A 19,262-nucleotide genomic window follows, 5' to 3' on the forward strand; every position below is an offset into this window, starting at 1 on the left:
ACCCAGCCGCTCCACCACATCGTGCCGCTGCTGCGGGACGATGCGGACCGACCGAACCAGCGTGATAACCGCAAAAAGGGCGATCACGAAGATGAGTACACCGACAGCAACTTCCATGGCGTCCTCTTTTCTCTTGTATGTGACGTGGCTCAGAGATTCGGATGGTCGTCGCGCCACACGATCGCCGTGGCGCCCTTCACCTTGATGACCCGGACCCGGTCGCCCGGCGCGTACTTCTCTTCGCCGTCGAAGGAGCGGGCCGTCCAGAGCTCACCGTCGATCTTCACGAGGCCGTGGTCGGCGGTGACCTCCTCGAGCACCGTCGCCTGCGAACCCTCGATGGCCTCGATGCCGAAAGGCGTGTCGCCGGTCTCGGCGGCGGATTTCGCGTGCCGCATGATGATGGGCCGGATCGCGGCGACGGAGAGACCGGAGACGATGGCGAAGACGATGGCCTGCAGCAGCACGGGCGCGCCCAGAGCCGCCGCACCGGCCGCCGCGAGGGCGCCGACGGCGAAGAAGATGACGAGGAAAGACGCGGTGAAGGCCTCGGCGATCGCGAGGGCGATGGCGAGGACGATCCAGAGAACGCTTTCCATACTCAGATCGTGACACGTTCGCGCTCGCACGGCGACGTCCTGTCACCTCAGGTTCTTCCGTAGCCAGATCGGCGCCGCTCAGTTAAACCTTGGACCGTCCCCGCCCGAGAGAGGCTCACCGTGTCCCTGCTGCCGGAAACCGGCCGACGCGTCACCGGGATCGTCGCCCGCGCGCAGTCCACGGGCCGCGCGCCGTCCCTGGCGCTGGCGGTCGTGCGCGACCGCTCGCTGCTGCATTTCACCGGCGCCGGGGAGACCCCGCCGCCCGACCCCAAGACCCAGTACCGGCTCGGCTCGATCACCAAGACACTGACCGCGACCATGGTGATGCAGCTGCGCGACGAGGGCTTCTTCGCCCTGGATGACCTGCTCTACCGGCACCTGCCGGGCACCTCGGTCGGCGGACTGACGCTGCGCCAGCTGCTCGGGCATGTCTCCGGGCTGCAGCGCGAGCCGGACGGCCCGTGGTGGGAGCGCAGCACCGGCGGCGACGTCGACCAGCTGCTGGCCGAGCTGGCCGACAAGATCGCCGGGCCGCCGTTCCGGACCTACCACTACTCCAACCTGGCCTACGGGCTGCTCGGGGCGGTGCTGCAGCGCGTCACCGGGGAGTCCTGGACCGACCTGGTCGGCAAGCGGGTGCTCGACCCGCTGGGCATGAAGCGCACCACGTACGCGCCGGTCGAGCCGTACGCCCGCGGGTACGTCGTGCACGAGCTGGACGACAGTCTGCACGAGGAGCCCCGGCCGGACACCGGCGCGATGGCCCCGGCCGGGCAGCTCTGGTCGACGGTCACCGACATGGCGAAGTGGGCGGCGTTCCTGGCCGATCCGGCGCCGGCCGTGCTCAGCCGGGAGACCGTCGACGAGATGTGCACCCCGGTGGTCATCCAGGACGAGGCCTGGACCGCCGGGCACGGCCTGGGCCCGGAGCTGATGCGCGTCGGCGAGCGGGTGTACGTCGGCCACGGCGGCTCGATGCCCGGCTACAACTCCCAGCTGGCCGTGCACCGGCCCAGCCGCACCGGCGTGATCGCCTTCGCCAACTCGTACAGCCTGCGCGGCACCAGCGTCCGGTCGCTGGCCCTGGAGGTGCTGACCACGGTGCTGGACCACGAGCCGGCGCCGGCCGAACCATGGCGTCCCGCACCGCCGGCGGACGCGGACGTCGCCCAGGTGTGCGGCCGCTGGTGGTGGATGGGCCGCGAGTACGAAGTGCTCGCCGACGGCCCGGGCCTGGTCATGCGCCAGGTGACGGCGCCGGGGAAGCCGCCGTGGCGGTTCGTCCGGGAGTCGCGGGACCGCTGGCGGGGCACGGCCGGCATGAACGCCGGCGAGGTGCTGAGCGTGCTGCGCGGCCCGGACGGCGCGGTCGAGCGGCTCGACATCGCCACCTTCGTGTTCAGCCGCGACCCGATGCACCTGGCGTGAGCAGGGCGTTGAGCGTCCCGTAGTCGGCCGCGCCGGTCAGCTCGCCGTAGCCGCCGTCGCCCAGCGCCGCCGCCGCGACCCGCGCCACCAGTCCGTACGCGGCCTGGGCGACCGACGAGCCCAGGCTGATCCGGGCCACGCCCAGCGCGGCCAGCTCGGCGAGGCCGGGCGCGCCGGGTCCGGCCATGACGTTCAGCGGGGCATCGATCCGGTCGACCAGGGCGGCGACGGTCACCGGATCGGTGACTCCGGGCACGAAGATGCCGTCCGCACCCGCCGCGAGGTACGCCGTGGCCCGCTCGACCGTCTCGTCGAGCCCGCCCACCCCGGCCAGGAACGTGTCGATGCGTGCGTTCAGGAACAGCCCCGGCGCGGCGGCCCGGGCGGTGGCGATCCGGTCCGGCTCAGCGGTGGCGCCGTCCTCGATGTTGACGCCCACGGCGCCCGCCGCGTGGACGGCACGGACGGTTCGCGCCACGTCGCCGTACCCCTTCTCGATGTCGGCGGTCACCGGCACCGACACCACCGCGGTGATCCGCGCGACCGCCGCGACGGCGGCGGACACGTCCAGGGCGTCGCCGTCCGGCGCGCCCAGGCTCCAGGCCACCCCGGCGCTGGTGGTGGCGACGGCCGCCGCGCCGGCGGCCTCGACGAGGCGGGCACTCGCGGCGTCCCAGGCGTTGACGAGGATCAGCGGTTTGCCGGGCACGTGCAGGTCACGGAAGTCGGTCATGCGGCCAGTGTCGGCGCGGGCGGACCGGTCGCGATAATGATTCAGCTGGAGCTGAAACGTCGGGGGTCGGCATGGTGGCGATCGGGCTGTCGGCCGGGGCCGTGGCGCGCATCCGCTTCGCCGTGTCCTGTCTGTGGGAGGTCGTGGCCGCGGTCCGGGTGCTGCGCGATCCGGGGAGCCACGCGGTCCACCTGCCCTGGGTGCGCCGGGTCGCTGTGCCGCACGACACTCTGCTCTGGGAACTGGTGCCGCGCGAACCGGCGTACCTGCCGGATTTTCTGACTCCCCCGCCGACCGGCCTGACCCCCGAGCTGGGCGTGGAGCTCGCCCGGCTGCGGGCGACGCCCGCCGCGGTGGTCCGCGGGCACCTCGACCTGTACGGCCACCGCACCCCCGCCGTCCGCGAGCTGTACGCCGACCCCGCCACCGGCCTGGCCCGCCTGAGCACCGAGATCGAGGCGTTCTGGCACACCGCAATCGCCGCCGACTGGCCCCGGATCCAGCTGCTGCTGGACGCCGAGATCTTCGCCCGCGCCCGGGCCCTGGCCGGCAACGGCGCCGCCGGCCTGCTCAACGACCTGCACGAGAGAGTCCGCTGGGAGGCCGGCACGCTGTCGATCAGCCAGCGTTACTGCACCGCCGAGGACGTCAGTGACGGCACCGGCCTGGTCCTGGTGCCGTCGGTGTTCGTCTGGCCGGCGGTGCTGAGCATCTTCGCCGGTGACGTGCCGCAGCTGGCCTATCCGGCCCGGGGTGTCGCCACGCTGTGGGAGCCACGGCGGGAGAGCACGGACGCGCTCGGCGCGGTGCTCGGCCGGGGCCGCACCCGGCTGCTGATCGAGCTGGACGCGCCCAGCTCCACCACCGAGCTGGCCCGGCGCACCGGCATGACCGCCGGTGGCGTGTCCCAGCACCTGAGCGCTCTGCGGGCGGCCGGGCTAGTCGCCGCGCACCGGCAGGGCCGCAGCGTGCTCAACGTGCGGACGGCGCTCGCGGAGGCGCTGCTCAGCTCGGCTCGGTGACGAAGTCGATGAGCCGTTCCATCGCGTTGATCAGCGGCGTCTCGACGTCCTTGTAGCTGTTCACGCTGCCGAGGATGCGCCGCCACATCTCGTACGGTTCGGCGATGCCGACGGCCCGGCAGACGCCCTCCTTCCACGGCTGCCCGGGCGGGATCACCGGCCACGCCTTCAGCCCGACCCGCTCCGGCTTCACCGCCTGCCACACGTCGATGTACGGATGCCCGGTGATCAGCACGTTCGGGTCGGTGACCGCGGCCACGATCCGGCTCTCCTTGGACCCGGCGACGAGGTGGTCGACCAGCACGCCGACCCGGCGTTCGCGGGCCGGCCGGAACTCACGCACGGCACCGGCCAGGTCGTCGATGCCGTCCAGGGGCTCGACCACCACGCCCTCGATGCGCAGGTCGTCGCCCCAGATCCGCTCGACCAGGGCGGCGTCGTGCACCCCCTCGACCCAGATCCGGCTGGCCTTGGCGACCTGGGCGCGTACCCCCGCGACCGCGACCGACCCGGAGGCGGTCCGCTGCCGGGCCGGGGCAGCCGGCCGGGCCACCGGCCGGCGCAGGGTCACGACCTGACCCTCCAACAGGAACGCGGCCGGCTCCAGCGGAAAATTGCGACGCTTGCCACGCCGGTCCTCCAGCACGACCGCACCCAGCTCGAAGCCGACGACCGCACCGCAGAAACCCGAATCCACGTCCTCGACGACCAGGTCCGGCTCGGCGTCCACCTCGGGTATCACCTTGCGGCGCCGCCAGTTCCCCGAGAGCACATCCTCCCCATACATGTCGAGCACGTTAAACCCTCCAGACGGACACGCGGCTTCCGACGCTCCGACCGAGACAAGCCCGGCGCGCGCCACGTACCCTTGCTCGCATGTCCCCCGCAGCAGATGCGGCGACACTCACGGCACGCCGGTCCACCCGGTTCGTGGCGTGGGTACGCGCCTGGCGGGCCGGCCTCGTCCCGTTCGACGAGCTGGCCGACGAGATCGCCGGCGACGAGGAGCACCTCGTCGCCGATGCCCCCGGCACGTGGACCGACGTGCCGCTGAGCAGCGCGCTGCCCGCGTTCGCCAAGCTGCACCCCGACGACATCCGGCTGGTGCTGCCGGCCCCCGGCGACCCGCGCGGGCTGCCCGGCCCGGGTGAGCTCACCGGCGCGGCACTGCTGGCCGGCGAGGCCGTGGTGACGCCGTCGTTCGGGGTGGTCCCCGAGCTCCGCCGGCACACCTCCGGCTCGGGCGTGGAGTTCGAGACCGTGCTGTGGCGCTTCTATCCGGTGCCGGCGTTCAAGCCGACGTTCCAGATGGGCTCGGCCGAGGCCGAGATCGAGCTGACCACGGCGCTGACCGAGGCCACGACCCAGCTGACCCGCCTGGACGTCGCACAGTGGCGCCCCGAGCTGGCCGGCGCCCTGCAGGCGCTGCGCCGCCCGGAGAGCACCGCGACGCTGCCGCCGGGCTTCGACCCGCGCTCGCGCCGGCTGTTCGCCCGGGCCAGCATCCTCGACCAGGTCCTGGTGCTGGCCGAGCACAACGCCCCCGGCGGCGCGGTGAACGGCTACGAGGCGCAGCAGCGCGACGCGGCGCTGCGCCCGCTGACCACGGCCTGCCGGCAGGCGCTGGTCGCGGCCTGCAACGCCCCGCTGCATGCCTGACCGGTACGCGCACTGCACCTTCTGCGGCGCGCGCTTCGTGCCCGGACAGCCCTGGCCGCGCCGCTGCGGCGCCTGCGGCGAGACCAGCTACCTGAACCCGAAACCCGTCGCCGTCGCGGTGCAGCCGGTCGGCGGTGGCCTGCTGGTCGTGCGCCGCGGCATCCCGCCGGCCCGCGACACCCTGGCCCTGCCGGGCGGCTTCATCGAGACGGGCGAGACCTGGCAGCAGGCGGCGTCGCGCGAGCTGGGCGAGGAGGTCGGCCTGCGGACCGACCCCGAGACGGTACGCCTGTACGACACGATCAGCGCCCCGGACGGCACCCTGCTGATCTTCGGCCTGCTGCCGGCGCTGTCCTCGCCGGACGACCTGCCGCCCGTGGTGCCCAACGAGGAGGCCCTGGGCTGGGAGGTGCTGCACGCTCCGCAGGCGCTGGGCTTCGACCTGCACACCCGGGTGGCCAACCACTACTTCGCCCAGGTCGCCGCGGGCATGTAGGCACCGGGCTCAGTCCAGCGCGAAGGTGCCCTTCGCCTCGAACGCCGCCAGGTCCTCCAGGGCCCGCAGCACCAGGCCGCCCGAGCCCTCAGGCAACGCGTCCGGGGCGAACCAGCCCGCGTCCACGCTCTCGTCGGTGACCCGTTCCAGCTCGCCGTCGTAGCCGTCGACCCGGCACATCAGCGAGATGTACTGGTAGCTGTGGCCGTACGGGTTCGGGAACCAGTCCCGGGCCCGGGTGTAGAGGCCGAACGGGGTGACGTCGCGCGCCACCAGGCCGGCTTCCTCGCGTACCTCCCGGATCGCGCACTCGCGCAAGGTCTCGCCCAGCTCCATCGTGCCGCCGGGCAGAGCCCAGGTCCGGTCGTCGGAGCGCTGGATCAGCAGGATCCGGCCGTCCGGGTCGCGGACGACGCCGTGCGCGCCGACGGAGATGAGCACGCGGTCGTCACCGGCGAGCGTCCGCAGGCCGCCGATGTACGACTCTTCCCAGGACAGTCCCACTGTCGTCACTCCAGGGTGAAGGTGCCCGCGGTCTCGAACGCCGCTAGGTCGGTCAGGGTACGCCGGACGCCCTCGCGCAACGGCTCGGGCAGGGCGCCGGGCGCGAACCACCCGGCGTCCGTGGTCTCGTCCGTGGCGCGCAGCAGCTCCCCCTCGTACGCGTCGATCCGCGCCGTCATGGTGATGTGCTGGTACGTGTGGCCGTACATGTCGGGTCCCCGGTCCGGGGAACGGGTGTAGATCGCGAAGGTGGTCAGCTCGCGGACCTCGAGGCCGGTCTCCTCGCGGACCTCGCGCACCGCGCAGTCGCGCAGCGACTCGCCGAGCTCCATCATCCCGGCGGGCAGCGCCCACGTCGCGTTGTCGGAGCGGCGGACCAGCAGCACCCGGCCGGTGTCGTCGCGCAGCACACAGCGGGAGCCGACGCTGATCAACGTGCGGCCGCTGCCGGCCAGGGCCCGCAGTTGCCCGAAGTAGGACTCGTCCCAGGACAGTGCCATGCGACCACCCTGCCAGACCGCCGCCGGCGCTCAGCTGCCCGCCGGTACCGGCAGCTCCGCCGGGTACGGCCGGGTGCTCACCGCTCTGCTGACAGGAATGCGTCCAGCAGCGTGACCAGGCGCACCGGGGTCTCGTCCATGGCGTAGTGCCCGGCGTTGGCCAGCACCTCCAGGCGGGCGTCCGGGTAGTGGGCCAGCCAGCTCCCCCGCATCGCCGCCTCGCCCAGGGCCGGGTCGTGCTCGCCCGCGATCACCAGCACCGGCACCGGGTTGCCGGCGATCTCGGCGCTGAAGTCGGTCCGCGCCCAGGCCGGCAGGTACGCGGCGAACGCCTTGGCGTCGGAACCGTCCAGCGACGCCCGCACCATCCGGTCCAGCCAGCTGCCGGCGAGCCGGTTGCCGGTGGTGAGATCGATGATGGCCCGCCGGTTGGCCGGCGACTCGGCGGCCCCGCTGAACAGCGCCCAGCCCTGCTCGTCGAAGGGCACGCCGCTCGCGGGCACCGGGCTGATGCCCACCAGCCGTTCGACGCGCTCCGGGGCGTCAGCCAGCACCCGCTGCGCCACGATGCCGCCCATCGAGTGGCCGACCAGCGAGAACCGCTCCCAGCCGAGCTCGTCGGCCACCGCCAGCATGTCGGCGGCGGCCTCCGCGATCGTGTACGCGCCCGGGACGTCCCGGCGCTCGCCGTAGCCGCGCAGGTCGGGAAAGGCGTACGTGAAGCGCGAGCCGTCGATCAGCCCGGGCAGGCCACCCCACCCCCGCGCCGAGCCGAACCAGCCGTGCAACGCCAGAACGTGAACAGGTCCACTACCGACAGTCAAAACCATGCCCGCATTGTGCCCATCGGAGGCCGGGAAGCCCAGGACCGCCGGAGTCGGATTTCGGCGGCGCTCAGGTGGTGAAGCGGTAGCCGATGCCGGGCTCGGTGAGGAGGTAGCGACCCCGGCGTGCCTCAGATCTCCGCGATCAGGTCCGCGACGCTGTCCACGATGCGCGACGGCCGGTACGGATACCGCTCGCTCTCCGCCCGCGTGCTGATCCCGGTCAGCACCAGGATCGTCTCCAGCCCCGCCTCCAGGCCGCACAGCACGTCGGTGTCCATCCGGTCGCCGATCATCGCCGTGCTCTCGCTGTGCCCGCCGATCACGTTCAGCGCCGAGCGCATCATCATCGGGTTCGGCTTGCCCACGAAGTACGGGTCGACACCGGTCGCCTTCGAGATCATCGCCGCCACCGAGCCGGCCGCCGGCAGCGCGCCCTCGTTGGAGGGGCCGGTCGGGTCCGGGTTCGTACAGATGAAGCGGGCGCCGTCGTTGATCAGGCGGACCGCCTTGGTGATCGCCTCGAAGCTGTACGTGCGGGTCTCGCCGAGCACCACGTAGTCCGGCGCGTAGTCGGTCAGCACGTAACCGACCGCGTGCATCGCCGTGGTCAGGCCGGCCTCGCCGATCACGTACGCGGTGCCGCCCGGGCGCTGGTCGGCCAGGAACTGCGCGGTCGCCAGGGCCGCCGTCCAGATCGACTGCTCGGGCACGTCGAAGCCCATCCGGGCCAGCCGGGCCTGCAGGTCGCGAGGGGTGTAGATGGAGTTGTTGGTGAGGATGAGGAAGGGCTTGCCGGACTGCTTCATCCGGTTGACGAACTCGGGCGCACCCGGGACCGGCTCGCCCTCGTGGACGAGGACCCCGTCCATGTCGGTGAGCCAGCTCTCGACAGCCTTGCGCTCGGTCATCAGGCTCCTCGGCGTTGCGGGGGCGGGCAGCAGTTGGCGGGGCACTGGTCCCAGACCGGCAGCGTACCGAGCCGTTCCCGGGCGACGCCGTTCGTCCGCTCCTCGACCAGCTCACGCACCATCGTGACGAACCGGGGGTCGGTGCCGGGGGTGCCCGCGCGGGCGTAGCCCAGGCCGAGCTCCGCGGCGGTGTCCCGGGCCTCGTTGTCCAGGTCCCAGAGCACTTCCAGGTGGTCCGAGACGAAGCCGATCGGGCTGACCACCACGTCGGTGACGTCCTTGGAGGCCAGCGCGGTCAGGTGGTCGTTGATGTCCGGCTCCAGCCACGGCACCTGCGGCGGGCCGGACCGGCTCTGCCAGACCAGGTCCCAGGGCAGGTCGGGTGCGGCGGCGGCGTGCACCAGCGCGGCGGTCTCGTGCAGCTGGGCCTCGTAACGGCCGCCGTCGGGGCCGGCAGTCCTGGCCATCGACACCGGGATGGAGTGTGCGGTGAAGACCAGCCGGGTGCTGGCCCGGCGGGCCGGGTCCAGCTGGGCCAGGGCAGCGGTGACCGCGTCGGCGTGCGGGGCGACGAAGCCGGGGTGGTCGTGGAACTGGCGCAGCTTGGCCACGGCCGGCGCGCTCGGACCGACCTTCGCGCGGGCCTGGGCGATGTCCTCCCAGTACTGCTTGCAGGAGGAGTAGCCGCCGTACGCGCTGGTGGCGAAGCCGAGCGCCGAGGTGATGCCGTCGTCGCGCATCTGCGCCATGGTGTCGGCGAGCATCGGCTGCCAGTTGCGGTTGCCCCAGTACGTGGGCAGCGTGATGCCGTGCGCGCGGAAGTCCGCCGTCACCGCCGCCAGCAGGTCACGGCACTGCTGGTTGATCGGGGAGACGCCGCCGAAGTGGTAGTAGTGCTCGGCCACCTCGGCCAGACGTTCCTCGGGGATGCCCCGCCCGCGCGTCACGTTGCGCAGGAACGGCATCACATCGTCGGGGTGCTCGGGGCCACCGAAGGACAGCAGGAGGAACGCGTCGTACGCCACCACCCCATCCTCCCTCGCCCGGCGGGGTGGCCCACAGCCACCCCCGCCAGGTGTTCAGGCGCCGAGAGCGTGGTACCCGCCGTCGACGTGCACGATCTCGCCCGTGGTGGCCGGGAACCAGTCGGACAGCAGGGCACAGACCGCCCGCGCGGCCGGCTCCTGGTCGCTCAGGTCCCAGCCCAGCGGCGCGCGTTCCGCCCAGGCCTCCTCGAACTGCTCGAAGCCCGGGATCGACTTGGCGGCCATCGTGCGCAGCGGCCCGGCGGACACCAGGTTGCTGCGGATGCCCTGCTTGCCCAGGTGCAGCGCGAGGTAGCGGGAGGCCGATTCCAGGCCCGCCTTGGCCACGCCCATCCAGTCGTAGACCGGCCACGCCTTGGTCGCGTCGAAGGTCAGGCCGACGATGCTGCCGCCCGGGCCCATCAGCGGCAGGCAGGCGGTGGCCAGCGACTTGTACGAGTACGTCGACACCTGCAGCGCCGTGGCGACGTCCTCCCAGGGGGCGTCCAGGAAACCGCCACCGAGGCAGCTCTGCGGGGCGAAACCGATCGAGTGCACCACGCCGTCGAGCCCGTCCACGTGCTCGCGCACCTTGTCGGCGATGCCGGCGAGCTGCTCCGGGTTGGTCACGTCCAGCTCGATGACCGGAGCCGGCTCCGGCAGCCGCTTGGCGATCCGCTCCACGAGCGACATCCGGCCGAAGCCGGTCAGCACGACCGTCGCGCCGTTCTCCTGGGCGATCTTCGCCACCGAGAACGCGATCGACGCGTCGGTGATGATGCCGGTGATGAGCAGCCGCTTGCCGGCGAGCAGTCCAGACACTTCGTTTCTCCGTTTTCGCAGGGCTGGTGGGGTTGGGCGGGGTTCAGTGACCCATGCCGAGGCCGCCGTCGACCGGGATGACCGCGCCCGAGATGTACGCCGCACCGTCCCCGGCGAGGAACGTCACCGCCCGGGCCACCTCGTCCGGCGCCGCCAGCCGCCCGGCGGGGATCGCCTTGAGGATCTCCGCCTTGCGGGCCTCGGACAGCACGTCGGTCATCTCGGTGTCGATGAAGCCCGGCGCGACCACGTTCGCCGTGATGTTACGGCTGCCCAGCTCACGGGTGATCGAGCGGGCCATGCCGACCAGCCCGGCCTTGCTGGCCGCGTAGTTGACCTGGCCCGGCCCGCCGTACAGGCCGACGACCGAGGAGATGAAGATGATCCGGCCCCACTTGGCCCGCAGCATCTTGCTGCTGGCCCGCTTGGCGACCCGGAACGAGCCGGTCAGGTTGGTGTCCAGCACCCGGCTGAACTGCTCCTCGGTCATCCGCAGCAGCAGCGTGTCGTCGGTGATACCGGCGTTGGCCACCACCACCTCGACCGGGCCCAGCTCCTGCTCCACGGTGGTGAAGGCGGCGTCGACGGCGGCCGAGTCGGTGATGTCGCACTGGACGCCGAACAGACCCTCGGGCGCGCCGCTGCCACGGTGCGTGACGGCGACCCGGTCGCCCTGCTCGGCGAAGGCCCGCGCGATGGCCAGGCCGATGCCGCGGTTACCTCCGGTCACCAACACGGTGCGGGCCACGCGTACTCCTTCGCTCGAGGAACAGACCGCTCGAAGACTAGGCGTTACCTGCTGGTAGGACGAAGCCCACCCCTTGTCATACCCGAGTAGGGCACAGAGATCATCCCGCGGGGGCACGACGGGCCGGGGCCGGTCACCGTAGCCTGCCGGGATGGAGCTGACCGGTCCCCTGCGCCGCGTGCTGCTGGGCCCGGACCGCCGGCAGCCGCCGGCCCGGACCCGCCGCTGGGCCCGGATCCGGCTGTACGGCGTCCCGGTGGCCCTGCTCGCGCTGGTCGGCCTGGCCCTGGTAGACGCCACCTACCTGCTCGACAACCGGGACCTCAACCGGTTCGTCGCCGGTGCCCTGGCGCTCTGGGCGGTGCTGCCGGTGCTGGTCGCCGTGCGCCGGCCGTTGCTGGCCTGGCGCCTGGCCTATCCCCTGCTGTTCCTCGGCATCCTCGGCGCGGCCTCGGAAGAGCCCTGGCCCTGGCCCCCGGTGCAGATCTTCGGCTTCCTGTTCGTGCTGGCCGCGCTGGTCCGGCAGGAGGAGTCCGCCGTCATCGCCTGGGTGACCGCGCTGACCATCGTGCCGGTGCTGGCGTTCGCCCCGCGCGAGAACGTGTGGAGCGTCGTGATGCTGCTGGTGGCGATGGGGCTCGCGGGTGACCTGGTGTCCCGGCGCCGGCGCAGCCGCGCGGAGCTGACCCGCCAGGCCGAGCTGACCGAGCTGGAGCAGGCCCGGCGGGCGGTGCTGGAGGAACGCGCCCGGATCGCCCGCGAGATGCACGACGTGGTGGCCCACCACATGTCGATGATCGCCGTGCAGGCGGAAACGGCGCCGTACCGGATCACCGGCCTGCCGGCGCCGGCGCTGGCCGAGTTCGGCACCATCGCGGCGGGCGCCCGGGAGGCGCTGGGCGACATGCGGCGGCTGCTGGGCGTGCTGCGCGCGGAGACCGACGAGTCGTTGCGTACGCCGCAGCCGGGGCTGTCCGACGTGGCGGCGCTGGTCGAGACGGCGCAGCGGGCCGGGGTCGAGGTCACCCTGGCCGAGGACGACGTCGCCGAGGTGCCGGAGGCGGTCGGGCTGGCGGCGTACCGGATCGTGCAGGAAGCCCTGGCCAACGCGGCCCGGCACGCGCCCGGCGGCCCGGTCCGGGTCTCGGTCCGCGGCAGCGCCGAGGCGCTGTTGGTGGAGGTCGGCAACGAAGCCGGCGCACCCACCACCGCGGCCGACGGCCCCGGGCACGGGCTGGTCGGGATGCGCGAACGGTCCGCCCTGCTCGGCGGCACCCTCGAGGCCGGCCCCGGGCCGGACGGCGGCTACCGGGTCGCGGCCCGGCTGCCCTTGACGGAGGTCCGATGATCCGGGTACTCATCGCCGACGACCAGGCCATGGTCCGCGAGGGTTTCGGCGCGCTGCTGGCCGCCCAGCCCGACCTGCTCGTGGTCGGCAGCGCCCCGGACGGCGCCGCGGCCATCGCGGCCGCCCGCCGGCTCGACCCGGACGTGGTGCTGATGGACGTGCGCATGCCGGTCATGGACGGCCTGGAGGCGACCCGCCGGTTGCTGACCCCGGGCGCGTCGGTCCGGGTGCTGATCCTGACGACCTTCGACCTCGACGACTACGTGTACGAGGCCCTGCGCGCCGGGGCCAGCGGCTTCCTGCTCAAGGACGCGCCCGCGGCGGACCTGGTGCACGCGGTCCGGGTCGTCGCCGCCGGTGAGGCCCTGCTGGCGCCGTCGGTGACCCGCCGGCTCATCGCGGAGTTCGCCGCGCGGCCCCGCAGCCGGCCCCCGCGGCCCACGGCGGCGCACGGTCTGACCCCGCGCGAGACCGACGTGCTGCGGCTGATCGCCCGCGGCCGGTCCAACCAGGAGATAGCGGCCGAGCTGGTGGTCGCCGAGCAGACGGTGAAGACCCACGTGGGCCGCATCCTGGCCAAGCTGACCCTGCGGGACCGGGCCCAGGCGGTCGTCTTCGCGTACGAGTCGGGTCTCATAGCCGCGGGCGAGTGATACCCCGGTAGGGCCGCGCAGTGAGCTCCCCGGGGTGACGCCCCCGGCGGTGTCCCCGCCGCAAGGTGCAGGCCATGCGGATCTCCCTGACTCTCCTGCTGTTGTCCCTGGCCCTGCCCCTGCAGGCGGCACCGCCGGCTCCCGCACCCGTCCGTGCCGGTGAGCCGTACGCGTCCTGGGCCCGCTCCGGACGCCAGTTCCTCACCCTCGACCCGCGCGGCGACGGACGGGCCGTCGAGGTGCTCGGCGACCTGGCGAGCGCGGAACGCATCGCGGTGCTGGTGCCCGGCGTCGACACCCGGCTGCGGGACTTCGACCGCGGCCTCGGCGGCGTCTCCCGCCGGGCACCAGCCGTCCAGGCCCGCGCGGTCTACGCCGAACTGCACGCGGCTGATCCCGGCGCACGGGTGGCCGTCGTGGCCTGGCTCGGCTACGACCCGCCGGAGGGACTGTCCCTGGACTCCGCGCGGGACCTGCGCGCCCGCACCGGCGCGGCCGAGCTGACCACGTTCGTACGCACCCTGCCCGCCCGGGCCGCGGTGACCCTCATCGGCCACAGTTACGGGGCGCTGGTCGTCGGCCTGGCCGCGCCGCAGCTGCCGCGCGTCACCGACGTCGTCGCGCTGGGCGCGCCCGGCATGGGTGCGAGCACGGCGGCCGGCCTGGGCGGCGCCCGGGTGTGGTCGGCGCTGGCAGCCGACGACTGGATCCGGCGCATCCCGCAGCTGCGGGTGGGACACCTCGGCCACGGCCGGCGGCCGTCGTCGCCCGCGTTCGGCGCACTGCCGCTGCCGACCACCGGAGTGACCGGCCACGACGGATATCTGTGCCCCGGCTCGGCGACATTGAGCGCGGTGGCGGCGGTCATCCTCAACCCTTCCCCGCAGTCCGCCACCGCGGACGCCGCATGAGCGCGGCAACGCGTGACCGGACCATCGACGCGGTCCGGGCCTACGCGATCGCCGGGGTGGTCGCCGGGCACTGGCTGGTCACCGGGCTGGTCCCGGGTCCGGACGGAATGACGACCGCGAGCCCGCTCGCCGCGATGCCCGGCGCGGCCCCGGCTACCTGGCTGCTGCAGACCCTGGGCCTGCTCTTCTTCGCCGGCGGATATGCCGCCGTCCGCTCGGCCCGCACACGCCGGCCCGCCACCACCGCCGGGCCGATCGGCAGGCCCCGCGGCGCGCTCGCCCGGTTGCTGCGCCCGGCGACCTTCCTGCTGGCCGGGTGGGCGCTGGTCCTCTTCGCGGGGGCAGCGCTCGGCACTCCCACCGCGACGCTGCGCACGATCGCCGGCCTGGTCGTGAGCCCGCTGTGGTTCCTGCTGCCCTATCTCGTCCTGCGCGCCGCCACCGGTCCGCTGCGCCGGGTCGTCCGCCGGTTCGGGGTGGCGGCCGTCCTGCCGCCGCTCGTGGCCGTCGCGGCCGGCGATCTCGGGTTCCTGCCGGACCTCGTGGTGATCCCCGCGGCGTGGTCCATCCCCTGGCTGCTCGGCATGATGCTGGCCGGCAGCGACCGCCACCGCGCCCCGGCCGCCACCGCTCCACGCGACGGCGCGCCGCACCCCGGCGCCGGCCCGGGCGTCGGCGCCAGCCCCGGGGGCGCCGGCCCCGGGGGCGCCGGCCCAGGAATAGGCGCCAACCCGGGGACAGGCGACCAACCACAACCCGGCGCAGGCCCGTGGATCGGCGCCGCGCTCGCCTGCAACGGCGCCGCAGCCCTAGCCGCGCTGATCCTGATCGCCGGCTACCCGGCCAGCGCGGTCGGCGTCCCCGGCGGCACCCGTTCCAATCTGGACCCGCCCACCCTGGCCGCCGTCGCCCTGGCCGTCACCCAGATCGGTGTCTTCCTGATGCTCCGCGGACCCCTCGCCCGGCTGCTGCGCCACGACCGGGTCCGGCGACCGGTGACCGCGCTCAACCGGGTGGCCGTGCCGGTGTATCTCGGCCACCAGAGCGTGCTGCTCGTCGTGGCCGGCGCCGCGGCCCTGCTCAACCCCGCGATGCCCGGCCTGCTGACCGCTCCGGACAGCGCCGGCTGGGCCGGGCAGCGCCTCGCCTGGCTGCCCGTGCTCGCCATCGTTCTCGCGGTTGCGGCCCGTGGCCGACACCACGGCGAGCCCGATTACCTTAGGCCCCGCTTAAGAGGTACGCTCTTCGACGGTTCCCGAGCCCGGACTACAAACGGAGGTGATCGCTGTGCGAGATAGCGATCCTCCCAGTCGTGGCCGGGCCGTTCGTCAGCCGCTCTGACCTCGACCGCCGCGCGCCCTCACCGGCCGCGGTCCCGAGCCTGACCCGCTGACGCAGCACCCATCCCGCTCCGACCACCCTTGTGTGGCTCTGTCTGTCTGCCAGAGCCCGGTGGTGTCGTGCCGCGCCGCGACGGGAGCCGGATGCCGGCCGCGATGAATCTGTGTGCGCACTTTTCCTGTCGGTCTCCCAACCGGAAAGTCACAGCCATGGGCAAGTTCGTCGCTCCCCTGACCTTCACCATCGCCGCCGCCTGGGTGGTCGTCCTCTTCGTCCTCGTGCACAGCGCGCCCTGACCCGTTACGGCAGGCGCGAGGTCCACAGCAGACTCATCCCGCCGGCCAGGAGTCCGAGCAGCAGGGCCACTCCCGCGTACCACTGGGTGACCTCGCGCGGCTCGACCCGGTGGCCGATCGAGCTGCCCATGTCCTCGTACACCTGCTTGAGCTCGGAAACCGACGCCGCCTCGTAGAAGTAGCCCTTGGTCTTGTCCGCCAGCTGCTGCAGGGACAGCCGGTCCACCGGCACCCGCTGCAGCTGGCCGCGGATGTCGACCACACCGGTGTCGGTGCCGAAGGCGATCGTCGAGACCGGCACGTTGGCGGCCTCGGCCGCCGCGGCCGCGTCCTCGACCGAGCGGCCCGAGGTGCGGTAGCCGTCCGAGAGCAGGACGATGCGGGCCGGCGGCGCACCGGCGGCACCGTCCGCCGGGACCGTGCGGATCGCGTCCAGCGAGGTGAAGACCGCCTCGCCGGTCGCGGTCGCCTCGGCCAGCGTCAGCCCGTCGATGCCGGCCAGCACAGCGGCGCGGTCCTTGGTCGGCGAGACCAGCACGTTCGCCGCCTTCGCGAACGAGACCAGGCCCAGGTTGTACGTCGGCGGCAGCTCCTGCACGAACGCCTTGGCCGCCTCCTGGGCCGCCTCGATCCGGTTCGGCTGGACGTCGTCGGCCTCCATCGACAGCGACACGTCGATGGCCAGCATCACGGTCGCCCGTTCCAGCGGCTCCTCGCGGTCGATCGACGGCCGGGCCATCGCGAACGCCAGCGACAGCAGGCTCAGCAGGAAGGCGCCCGCGGCCACGTGCCGGCGCCAGCCCAGGCCCTTGGGCGCCAGGCTCCGCAGCAGCTCCACGTTCGTGAACTTCATCGCGTACGTGCGGCGGCGGAACTGCCGCAGGATGTACGCGCCCGCCACGAGCAGGACGGACAGGACGGCGAGCAGCCACCACGGCTGCAGGAAACGGATCATCGCGTTGTCCCCCGGGTGCGTGCGTGTCGTTGGGCGGCCACAAAACGGACGACGTCCAGCAGCCAGTCGGTGTCGGTGCGCAACCTCAAGTGTGCGGCACCGGCGGCCCGGAGTGCCCGGGCGATCTCGCCGCGCTGATTGCCGGCCGCTTCGGCGTACCGGGCGCGCAGGGACGGGTCGGCCGTCTGCACCTCGTGCAGCACGCCGGTCTCCGGGTCGGCCAGGGTCAGCACGCCGACGTCCGGCAGCTCCAGCTCGCGCGGGTCGACCACCTCGATCGCCAGCACGTCGTGCCGGACCCCGAGCTTGCGGATCGGCCGCGACCAGCCTTCCACCGGCGCCAGGAAGTCCGAGATGACCACAGCGACACCCCGGCGGCGCGGCGGCCGGTTCAGCATGTCGATCAGCTCACCCAGGTCGGTGCGTCCGGGCCGGATCTGGGTACGGGCGATCGCGCGCAGCAGCCCCTGCGCCTCCTTGCGGCCGGGCCGGGCGGGCATCCGGACCATCGGCTGGGTCTGCGGCGCCGGTGCGCTGGGCTCGCGTCGCCGGCGCCAGCTGAAGCCGCTGCGCACCGGGGCAGGCAGGCCCGACCCGGTGCCGACGACCGCACCGATCCGGTTTCCGCCGCGCACGGTCAGGTGGGCCATCGCCGTCGCGGCCGCGAGCACCAGGTCGCGTTTGAGCATGGTCGCCGTGCCGAAGTCGAGGCTGGCCGACAGGTCGATCGCCATCCAGGTCTCGAGCTCACGGTCGGCGACCGTACGCCGTACGTGCGGAAGCGTGGTCCGGGCCGTGACCGGCCAGTCCATCCGGCGCACGTCGTCGCCGGGCCGGTATTCGCGGCTCTCCCCCGCCTCGCTGCCCGGGCCCGGCAGCAGCCCCGCGTAGTCGCCCTGCAGCAGACCGTCCAGCTTGCGGGTGACCAGCAGTTGCAGGCGCGACAGCACGGCCTCGGCGCGGGTCGTGGCCGCGTCCTTCGCCACGCTCGGCAGGTCGGCGGTCGTCACGGGCTGACCGTCACTGCTGTCCCGGCCAGGCCGGCTGCTGCGGCATCGCGTCGAACGCCGGAGCGCCGCTGGCCGGGGCCGGCACCGCGGACACCGGGTGACCGTTGGGGTGGCCGGCCTGACCGTTGGGCGAGGTGCCCTGCCGGGAGGCGACCGAGGGCATCGGCACGCTGGCCATGATCCGCGCGACGATGTGGTCGGCGGGGATGTCGTCGGCGAGCGCGTCGTAGCTGAGCACCAGCCGGTGCCGCAGGATGTCCGGCGCGATGTCCTGCACGTCCTGCGGCAGCGCGTAGTCACGGCCGCGGAGCAGGGCGAGGGCCCGGGTGGCGCGGACGATGCCGAGCGAGGCGCGCGGGCTGGCGCCGTACTGGATGAGCTGGGCGACGTCCGGCATGCCGTGCTGGGCCGGCGCGCGGGTGGCCAGCACCAGCCGGACCGTGTAGTCGACCAGCGCGTTGTGCACGAAGACCTGGTCCGCGCGGCGCTGCAGGGCGAGCAGATCCTCGGACGAGAAGATGGTCTTGGGCTCCGGCGGGCTCACGCCCATCCGGTAGACGATCTCCCGCTCCTCCGCGTCGGTGGGGTAGCCGACCACGATCTTCATCAGGAAGCGGTCGCGCTGGGCCTCGGGCAGCGGGTAGACGCCCTCCTGCTCGATCGGGTTCTGGGTCGCCATGACCAGGAACGGGTCCGGCACCGCATGCGTTTCGCCACCGATCGACACCTGGTGCTCGGCCATGACCTCGAGCAGCGCCGACTGCACCTTGGCGGGCGCGCGGTTGATCTCGTCGGCGAGCAGGAAGTTGACGAAGACCGGGCCCAGCTCGACATCGAACTTCTCGCTCGACTGCCGGTAGATCCGGGTGCCGACGATGTCGGCGGGGACCAGGTCGGGGGTGAACTGGATGCGCGAGAACGTGCCGCCGACCACCCGGGCCAGCGTCTCGACCGCCAGCGTCTTGGCGACGCCGGGCACCCCTTCGAGCAGGCAGTGGCCGCGGGCCAGCAGCGCGACGAACATCCGCTCGACCATCCGGTCCTGGCCGACGATGACCCGCTTGACCTCGAACATGGCCCGTTCCAGCTGGGTGGCGTCCTGCGCGGGCGGCACCGGCCGGCCCTGCTCGGGCCGCGTCTGCGCCGGCCAGCCCTGCTCGAGCCTGCCCTGCTCCGGCCGGCCCGTCTCCGGCCCGGCCTGATCGGCGCGGCCCGGATCGGCGCTGCTCGTGCCCTCGGGCATGGTCGGCTCGGCCACCGGTCCTCCATCGAGATTCTGCGGTTCTCAGGTCGCGCCGGCACGGGTGCCGACGCTCAAGACTTACACGACCACGCTGGGAGCCGTCGGGCAGAGGCGTATTACGCGCCGGTCACGCGGGCGCGGATGTCGATCTTTCTGCGCGATGCGCTCGAACGGGCACCTCCGGTGGGTAGACGCGGGCCCCGTGTGAGCGTGTAACATTCAGCCCGTCGC

General features: G+C 73.2%; 21 protein-coding genes. 8 read left to right on the plus strand and 13 right to left on the minus strand.

The annotated features are described in order from the left end of the window. Nucleotides 1-149 precede the first annotated feature (149 nt). A complete protein-coding gene (locus Aau02nite_RS35350; RefSeq protein ID WP_212992979.1) occupies nt 150-599 on the minus strand; it encodes an NfeD family protein in 450 nt (149 codons plus the stop codon). A 120-nt stretch (nt 600-719) separates the two neighbouring features. On the opposite strand from Aau02nite_RS35350, the gene Aau02nite_RS35355 reads away from it, so the two are divergent. Next, nucleotides 720-2,030, plus strand: a complete 1,311-nt coding sequence (locus Aau02nite_RS35355) for a serine hydrolase domain-containing protein (RefSeq protein ID WP_212992980.1) — start codon at nt 720-722, stop codon at nt 2,028-2,030. Here the strand turns inward: Aau02nite_RS35355 and Aau02nite_RS35360 are convergent. Next, nucleotides 2,002-2,763 (minus strand): isocitrate lyase/PEP mutase family protein, encoded by a 762-nt coding sequence (locus tag Aau02nite_RS35360; protein WP_212992981.1) that lies wholly within the window; start codon nt 2,761-2,763, stop codon nt 2,002-2,004. The genes Aau02nite_RS35355 and Aau02nite_RS35360 overlap by 29 nt on opposite strands. A 71-nt stretch (nt 2,764-2,834) precedes the next feature. Between Aau02nite_RS35360 and Aau02nite_RS35365 the strand changes: the two genes are divergently transcribed. Continuing rightward, a complete protein-coding gene (locus tag Aau02nite_RS35365; protein ID WP_212992982.1) occupies nt 2,835-3,785 on the plus strand; it encodes an ArsR family transcriptional regulator in 951 nt (316 codons plus the stop codon). On the opposite strand, the gene Aau02nite_RS35370 is transcribed toward Aau02nite_RS35365, so the two are convergent. Next, nucleotides 3,769-4,572 carry a DUF3097 domain-containing protein gene (locus tag Aau02nite_RS35370; protein ID WP_212992983.1) on the minus strand — a complete coding sequence of 268 codons (804 nt, stop codon included), beginning with the start codon at nt 4,570-4,572 and terminating at the stop codon, nt 3,769-3,771. The genes Aau02nite_RS35365 and Aau02nite_RS35370 overlap by 17 nt on opposite strands. An 89-nt stretch (nt 4,573-4,661) precedes the next feature. Here Aau02nite_RS35370 and Aau02nite_RS35375 point away from each other — a divergent pair, with 89 nt between their 5' ends. Together Aau02nite_RS35375 and Aau02nite_RS35380 are read left to right on the plus strand one after the other, a co-directional pair. Continuing rightward, the gene (locus Aau02nite_RS35375; RefSeq protein WP_212992984.1) at nt 4,662-5,444 is read left to right on the plus strand and encodes an Rv1486c family protein; all 783 of its coding nucleotides are present in this window, start codon (nt 4,662-4,664) and stop codon (nt 5,442-5,444) included. Further along, a complete protein-coding gene (locus Aau02nite_RS35380) occupies nt 5,437-5,940 on the plus strand; it encodes an NUDIX domain-containing protein (RefSeq protein WP_212992985.1) in 504 nt (167 codons plus the stop codon). Before Aau02nite_RS35375 ends, Aau02nite_RS35380 begins: the two co-directional genes overlap by 8 nt. Before the next feature lie 9 nt (nt 5,941-5,949). Here the strand turns inward: Aau02nite_RS35380 and Aau02nite_RS35385 are convergent, their stop codons facing one another. From Aau02nite_RS35385 to Aau02nite_RS35415, 7 genes are all read right to left on the minus strand, one after another. After that, nucleotides 5,950-6,444 carry an NUDIX domain-containing protein gene (locus tag Aau02nite_RS35385; RefSeq protein WP_246595673.1) on the minus strand — a complete coding sequence of 165 codons (495 nt, stop codon included), beginning with the start codon at nt 6,442-6,444 and terminating at the stop codon, nt 5,950-5,952. A gap of 5 nt (nt 6,445-6,449) precedes the next feature. Next, nucleotides 6,450-6,944, minus strand: a complete 495-nt coding sequence (locus Aau02nite_RS35390; protein WP_212992987.1) for an NUDIX domain-containing protein — start codon at nt 6,942-6,944, stop codon at nt 6,450-6,452. 77 nt (nt 6,945-7,021) lie between these two features. After that, entirely contained in the window at nt 7,022-7,774 is a 753-nt protein-coding gene (locus Aau02nite_RS35395; RefSeq protein WP_212992988.1) for an alpha/beta fold hydrolase, read from the minus strand. A gap of 125 nt (nt 7,775-7,899) precedes the next feature. Next, nucleotides 7,900-8,679, minus strand: a complete 780-nt coding sequence (locus tag Aau02nite_RS35400) for an HAD-IIA family hydrolase (RefSeq protein ID WP_212992989.1) — start codon at nt 8,677-8,679, stop codon at nt 7,900-7,902. After that, the gene (locus Aau02nite_RS35405; RefSeq protein ID WP_212993098.1) at nt 8,679-9,704 is read right to left on the minus strand and encodes a ferrochelatase; all 1,026 of its coding nucleotides are present in this window, start codon (nt 9,702-9,704) and stop codon (nt 8,679-8,681) included. Before Aau02nite_RS35405 ends, Aau02nite_RS35400 begins: the two co-directional genes overlap by 1 nt. 54 nt (nt 9,705-9,758) lie before the next feature. Next, entirely contained in the window at nt 9,759-10,526 is a 768-nt protein-coding gene (fabI, locus tag Aau02nite_RS35410; RefSeq protein ID WP_212992990.1) for an enoyl-ACP reductase FabI, read from the minus strand. 43 nt (nt 10,527-10,569) lie between these two features. Beyond that, nucleotides 10,570-11,274: a beta-ketoacyl-ACP reductase gene (locus Aau02nite_RS35415; protein ID WP_212992991.1), complete on the minus strand. Its 705-nt coding sequence runs from the start codon at nt 11,272-11,274 to the stop codon at nt 10,570-10,572. Nucleotides 11,275-11,425: 151 nt separating this feature from the next. Between Aau02nite_RS35415 and Aau02nite_RS35420 the strand changes: the two genes are divergently transcribed. The 4 genes from Aau02nite_RS35420 (at nt 11,426) to Aau02nite_RS35435 (ending at nt 15,484) form a co-directional block, all read left to right on the plus strand. After that, complete coding sequence (locus Aau02nite_RS35420; RefSeq protein WP_212992992.1) at nt 11,426-12,622, plus strand: sensor histidine kinase; 1,197 nt, start codon at nt 11,426-11,428, stop codon at nt 12,620-12,622. Continuing rightward, nucleotides 12,619-13,275 carry a response regulator gene (locus Aau02nite_RS35425; protein ID WP_212992993.1) on the plus strand — a complete coding sequence of 219 codons (657 nt, stop codon included), beginning with the start codon at nt 12,619-12,621 and terminating at the stop codon, nt 13,273-13,275. Before Aau02nite_RS35420 ends, Aau02nite_RS35425 begins: the two co-directional genes overlap by 4 nt. A 74-nt stretch (nt 13,276-13,349) precedes the next feature. Continuing rightward, entirely contained in the window at nt 13,350-14,186 is an 837-nt protein-coding gene (locus tag Aau02nite_RS35430; RefSeq protein ID WP_246595674.1) for an alpha/beta hydrolase, read from the plus strand. Further along, nucleotides 14,183-15,484: an acyltransferase family protein gene (locus Aau02nite_RS35435; RefSeq protein ID WP_212992994.1), complete on the plus strand. Its 1,302-nt coding sequence runs from the start codon at nt 14,183-14,185 to the stop codon at nt 15,482-15,484. Before Aau02nite_RS35430 ends, Aau02nite_RS35435 begins: the two co-directional genes overlap by 4 nt. Nucleotides 15,485-15,827: 343 nt before the next feature. Here the strand turns inward: Aau02nite_RS35435 and Aau02nite_RS35440 are convergent, their stop codons facing one another. Genes Aau02nite_RS35440 through Aau02nite_RS35450 form a run of 3 tightly spaced genes read right to left on the minus strand, consistent with a single transcriptional unit; the run spans nt 15,828 to nt 19,046 of the window. Next, entirely contained in the window at nt 15,828-16,778 is a 951-nt protein-coding gene (locus Aau02nite_RS35440) for a VWA domain-containing protein (RefSeq protein WP_212992995.1), read from the minus strand. Continuing rightward, nucleotides 16,775-17,788, minus strand: coding sequence for a DUF58 domain-containing protein (locus Aau02nite_RS35445; protein ID WP_212992996.1), 1,014 nt, complete (start codon nt 17,786-17,788; stop codon nt 16,775-16,777). The genes Aau02nite_RS35440 and Aau02nite_RS35445 overlap by 4 nt, the downstream gene beginning before the upstream one ends. A gap of 10 nt (nt 17,789-17,798) precedes the next feature. Next, nucleotides 17,799-19,046: an AAA family ATPase gene (locus Aau02nite_RS35450; protein WP_246595675.1), complete on the minus strand. Its 1,248-nt coding sequence runs from the start codon at nt 19,044-19,046 to the stop codon at nt 17,799-17,801. Nucleotides 19,047-19,262 lie beyond the last annotated feature (216 nt).

It is taken from the genome of Actinoplanes auranticolor (assembly GCF_018332655.1).
Taxonomy (GTDB): Bacteria; Actinomycetota; Actinomycetes; order Mycobacteriales; family Micromonosporaceae; genus Actinoplanes; species Actinoplanes auranticolor.